Below are 1,217 nucleotides of genomic sequence, written 5' to 3'. Positions count from 1 at the left end.
ATCACATCCGGCGGCCGGACCCGCATTGCATCGATCGCCGAAAGGCTGGGCTGGAGCCGCAAACATCTCGCCGGCAGTTTTTCCAACGCCATCGGCATGGGCCCCAAGACACTGTCGCGCATCGTCCGCTTCAACCGCGCGCTCGGCCTGTCGAGGCAGCAGGCCGTCGACTGGGCCGATATCGCAGCCGATTGCGGCTATGCCGACCAGGCGCATCTGGTACGCGAATTCCGCGACCTCGCCGGCGAGACACCAACCGGAATCTCGGCCAGGTAACATTTCTTCAAGACGCCGGAACGGCCTTTACCCACAGTGGGGCATCGACCAACCCCACTGAAGGAGATCGACATGACCACCACCACCGAAGCGCCCCGCCTCTACCCCGCCTTGCGCTACAGGAACGCGGCAAAGATGATCGACTGGCTGGGCGAAGCCTTCGGCTTCAGCGTCCGGGCCCGCTATGGCGAAGGCGACGTCGTGCACCATGCCGAACTGGTCTTCGGCTCCTCGATGATCATGCTGGGCACCGTGCGCGACGACGACTACGGCAAGATGGTCGGCGAACCCGGCTCAGGCGGCGGCAAGTCGATCTACATCGCCGTCGATGATGCCGATGCCGCCTATGCCAAGGGCAGGAAGGCTGGCGCCACGATCATCCAGGAATTGACCAACCGCGACTATGGCAGCCGCGAGTTCATCTGCCGCGACCCGGAAGGCAACGTCTGGTCCTTCGGTACCTACTGGCCGAAGGCAGGCGACAAGGGCTGAGCCAACCGCGAATTACCGCGCCAGTGCAAAGATCGCGTCGCAGTCGAGATGGGTCTCCAGCTCGGCTGCGACCTCGTCCAGCGCCCGCTCGACCTCGGCTCGGTAATCGATGCCGCCGCCCTTGATGCCGAGGCTTTCGAGGAATCTTCCGCGAAAGCCGTCGGCGCCAAACAGACCGTGCATATAGGTGCCGATCACCTTGCCATCGACCGACACTGCCCCGTCATCGATGCCATTGATGACTGCAGACGGCCTCAGCGTATCCGGCCCGGTGGTGCGGCCGAGATGGATTTCATAGCCTTCGAGCGGCAGGTCGAACGGCACCGAACGGGCGCTGACGTTGCGCACCGTCTTTTCCGGCTCCATCACCGTTTCGATGTCGAGCAGGCCGAGCCCTTCGGCTTCGGTGACGCTGCCTTCGATGCCGTCGGGATCGCGCACCATGCGGC

2 protein-coding genes and 1 pseudogene are annotated in these 1,217 nt (G+C 64.0%); 2 read left to right on the top strand and 1 reads right to left on the bottom strand.

The features are described from left to right. Together EN969_RS31810 and EN969_RS31805 are read left to right on the top strand one after the other, a co-directional pair. On the top strand, nt 1-276 hold a 276-nt coding region (locus tag EN969_RS31810; RefSeq protein ID WP_164758700.1), incomplete at its 5' end, for a helix-turn-helix transcriptional regulator. 72 nt (nt 277-348) lie between these two features. Beyond that, nucleotides 349-768: a VOC family protein gene (locus EN969_RS31805; RefSeq protein ID WP_063168185.1), complete on the top strand. Its 420-nt coding sequence runs from the start codon at nt 349-351 to the stop codon at nt 766-768. 12 nt (nt 769-780) lie between these two features. Here EN969_RS31805 and EN969_RS31800 read toward each other — a convergent pair. Beyond that, nucleotides 781-1,217, bottom strand: a pseudogene (locus EN969_RS31800) (cobyric acid synthase CobQ); the annotation flags it as partial.

The organism is Mesorhizobium sp. M7A.F.Ca.CA.003.01.2.1 (assembly GCF_003998945.1).
Taxonomy (GTDB): Bacteria; Pseudomonadota; Alphaproteobacteria; order Rhizobiales; family Rhizobiaceae; genus Mesorhizobium; species Mesorhizobium ciceri.
The sequence above is the reverse complement of the archived record's forward strand: the minus strand, read 5'-3'. Positions and strand labels throughout refer to the sequence as shown.

Bases quoted from the DNA above. Each gene is read 5' to 3' on its own strand.
- EN969_RS31805 (WP_063168185.1), top strand. From the start codon at position 349: ATGACCACCACCACCGAAGCGCCCCGCCTCTACCCCGCCTTGCGCTAC.